Annotated in this window: 4 protein-coding genes; all 4 read right to left on the bottom strand. The window is 29.6% G+C overall.

Going from position 1 to position 3,515, the window contains the following annotated elements; all coding sequences use genetic code 11:
• Positions 1-277: 277 nt before the first annotated feature.
• On the bottom strand, positions 278-1,231 hold the full coding sequence (locus GN138_RS15810) for a Fic family protein (protein WP_157364963.1): 954 nt from the start codon (positions 1,229-1,231) through the stop codon (positions 278-280).
• Between the two features lie 432 nt (positions 1,232-1,663).
• Positions 1,664-1,894, bottom strand: coding sequence for a PLDc N-terminal domain-containing protein (locus GN138_RS15805; RefSeq protein WP_231743093.1), 231 nt, complete (start codon positions 1,892-1,894; stop codon positions 1,664-1,666).
• A gap of 181 nt (positions 1,895-2,075) precedes the next feature.
• On the bottom strand, positions 2,076-3,044 hold the full coding sequence (locus tag GN138_RS15800; RefSeq protein WP_157364962.1) for a hypothetical protein: 969 nt from the start codon (positions 3,042-3,044) through the stop codon (positions 2,076-2,078).
• 42 nt (positions 3,045-3,086) lie between these two features.
• On the bottom strand, positions 3,087-3,515 hold a 429-nt coding region (locus GN138_RS15795; protein WP_197429364.1), incomplete at its 5' end, for an integrase core domain-containing protein.

The following is a 3,515-nucleotide window of genomic DNA, read 5'->3' as shown; positions in this document are numbered from 1 at the left end:
TTGAGATTTGTTTAGTTTTCCAGTGCTAAGTTCGTCTAAAATTTTCAGTTTAAAAGGTTCAGAATACCGTCTAATTACTTTGTCGTTTTTGTACATAATGTTTAAAATTATGTAGCCTTTATTCAGGACGGGTCAATATGTATGCTAACGTATTTGTATATGGTTTGTTGCGTGGTTTAGCACGTAATTTAGCAAATATAAACCGAATAGAAAATCCGCGAGGATTTTCGTAAGTAGGCTAGAACTAGCAATTAATTTTATACATTGTTGTGCCCAGTTATTTTAAACGGTAGATTGTCTTATTTTTTTCTCCTATTTTTTCAAATAAATTTAATTCAGTTCCTTTCTTTAAATCTCTACTTGCAGTTGCTGATGAAATGTCTTTAAAAATATCCATATAGTCTTTTCTTGTAAATTCTGTTTTATTTAATGAGACAAAATATTCTAATCTATCTTTTTCATTTAACGTCCGATTATTAAAATCTAATAGCTGACTTATTGAAATGTCAATTACATTAAGCATATATTCAATAAATTTAGTTGATTTTCCAGATTTATCACTTTCAGCCAAAGCTTTATAATATTTTTCTTGGTCGTTACTGATTAAAGTTTCAAAAGGCAAAAACTCAAAGATTGGATATTTTTCCATTAAAATTAAAGTTTGCCATAATCTTCCCATTCTTCCATTTCCATCCAAAAAAGGATGTATGAATTCCATTTCGTAATGGAAAACACAACTTTTAATTAATTCAATTTCATCAGACTTTTTCAAATATTCAAAAAGGTCTTTCATTAAGTATTGCACATTTTCAAAAGGTGGTGCTAAATGCTCAACTTTAGAGCCTTTTACAATTCCGACACTTTGATTTCTATATTTTCCAGCGTTTTCAATTAAACCTTCCATTAGGTTTTGATGTGCTTTTAAAAATGATTTTTCATTTGAAGGATTGTAATCGTTTAAATTTTCATAAATTTTAATTGCGTTTAAAACTTCAAGAACATCTTTTTTAGGACCAATAACTCTTTTGTTTTCAAGTAGCGCTGTTATTTGTTCTTCTGTAAGTGTGTTTCCTTCTATTTTTAGAGAAGAATGAATAGTTTTGATTCTATTCTGTTTTCTCAATTTGGGTGAAGGTTTGTTTAATAAATTAGCATTTACTTCTCCTATTTTTTCTGAAATAGAAGTTATTAATTTTAAAATAGAAGATGTTATTTCGTAAGGTGGTTTCATTTTTGATAGTATCATTTGATACTATCAAAGATACAATCATTTAATCTGAATTATCTTATGAAACGTGTTTTTTTAATTGGGCACAACGGTTTTGTGTATGGTTTCGTTGCGTGAAAATCCGCGAGGATTTTCAGATTAAGAAACCAAGATAGTACATTTGCGAGGAAATTCCGATTAGGAATTTCAGAAGCAATGAACTATACACGTTGTTGGCTTTTAGTGCTTTGGTTCAGATTATTTTTTTTCAAATTCCAAGTTTTTCAGTAAGTACTCACTTAAAACTCAAAAAAAATTCGATGAAATAAACCAAGCTTTATATATTTCCGATTTACATTCCGCAAACTGGCTAAAATTCCGCTTGAGTGAAATTCCGAGTAATTAGCTCAGATTTCTTTCTGTAATTCAATTCAGATTTGAGAAATTTATTCAATTTTATTCACCTGTTCTGCTTGTATTTTTTGTTCTTTTCCAATCAGGAAGTACATAACTGCACCAAAAAAAATTAAACAATAGTACAACCAAAACCCAAATCAGTTTATTATTCCCTTTAAATTCACTTTTTAATATATCAATCAACGCAACAATTGTTGGTGCTATTCCGATTAATAAAATAAACAATATTGTGATTATTTGCCAAGGTCCAATAGCTCCGAAGTATGTCATAATTCAGTTTTTTTTAATTGAGTTCAGTGTTTTATCAGCATTAAAGCCAACGGTCTCGTATAAGATTAGTTGCGTGGTTTAAGCACCTAATTTAGCAAATAAAAACCGAATAGAAAATCCGCGAGGATTTTCGTAAGTAGGCTAGGACCAAGCAATTAATTTTATACATTGTTGTAAGTAGTTATTTTTTACGGTTAAACATTTTTCCAATTATCTTTCCTGAAAATTTTACTGTACTAACTATTGTTTTTCCAGTAATGTTTAAAGTTTCAGATACTATTTTTTTTGTTGTTTGATGAGTTGCAATTTCATAAGATTTATTTGCTAAATATTTTGTTGAATTTATAGCGGCATTTCCAGTTGCCAATAATAAATTTTTAGACGTTTCACTTGTAATTGCTTTGTAAGTATAATTTCCAGCAGTAGAAATTCCGACAACAGTTCCATTAATTGCTAATTCCGTATATTCTTTTGTTTTTTCGTGAGTTATAAAATTATACATTCCGTTGAAGAATTTGCTAATCAACATTTTGTTTTTATAAATTAAATATCCAACTCCAGCAGAAACTATTACTGGACTAGAAGAAGCTAAAGACATTCCTATTACTGCAAATCTAATAGTCTTTCCGCCAGTTTTTATTGCAAAAAAGCTAGGTGCATCATTCAATTTAATTTCATTTCTCTCTATAGCTCGATAAGTTTCTACGCCAGTAAATACTGAACCTAGAATGAATGAACCACCTACAATTTCCTCTATTGGAAAGGTATTGTCTATATTTTCTAATTCTCCTTCTAGTGCATCAAGAGTAGATTCATTGGAATTTATAAATTCTACATCTGAAATTTGGTCTTCCCAAGCTAATTCAAATTCGCTTTGAGTTACGGATTCGGAACCTCTTGCTCTATTGATTGAATAGTCTTCTAAAAAGACATTATCTAAATTAGAAGTCAATTCTGGTGAATTTGATTGTGAAATTATATGAGAAATATCTTTTTGACGCATTAATTCAACAATCTGGTCAGATGACAACTCTTTCATCTCGTCCGAAAACAATGAATCGAATGCTTCTTCTCCGTTTATATCGTATTGAGAAAACCGACTATTAATATAATCTTGAGCGTCTTTCGATAAATCGTAGAAGTTCTTCATAATGTCTAGTCCTGAAATATGGCTACAGGTTAAAAATTGAATTTACGCTGTTTTTAAATATACCATATTTGGTGTTTTATAGTCTAAAGATACATGTAATCTAATTTGGTTGTATAAATTAATTGCACTTTTTGTAGCTTTTTTAGCGTGATTTAAGCTATCAAAGGTTTGATCGAGATAAAATTCGTCTTTTAGTATACCATTTACACGTTCAGCTACTGCGTTTTCATAACAATGATTCTCTTCAGTCATACTAATTTTGATGTTTTTGCTTTTGAGTATTTGAGAGTATTGATTGCTACAATATTGTATACCTCTATCAGAATGGTGTATTAATCCTTCAATGTTTTTAGCTTGATATAAGGCTTTGTTTAAAGCTCTTACACAACCAGATAATTCAAGACTATTACTGATGTCGTACCCCACAATTTTACGAGAATATAAGTCAGTTATAATAGCCAGATAGCAAAA

The organism is Winogradskyella endarachnes (assembly GCF_009741275.1).
Lineage (GTDB): Bacteria > Bacteroidota > Bacteroidia > Flavobacteriales > Flavobacteriaceae > Winogradskyella > Winogradskyella endarachnes.
The sequence above is the reverse complement of the archived record's forward strand: the minus strand, read 5'-3'. Positions and strand labels throughout refer to the sequence as shown.

What these genes read in the sequence shown, in the direction of transcription:
- GN138_RS15810 (WP_157364963.1), bottom strand. Translation starts at nt 1,231, where the DNA reads ATGAAACCACCTTACGAAATAACATCTTCTATTTTAAAATTAATAACT.
- GN138_RS15805 (WP_231743093.1), bottom strand. Translation starts at nt 1,894, where the DNA reads ATGACATACTTCGGAGCTATTGGACCTTGGCAAATAATCACAATATTG.
- GN138_RS15800 (WP_157364962.1), bottom strand. Translation starts at nt 3,044, where the DNA reads ATGAAGAACTTCTACGATTTATCGAAAGACGCTCAAGATTATATTAAT.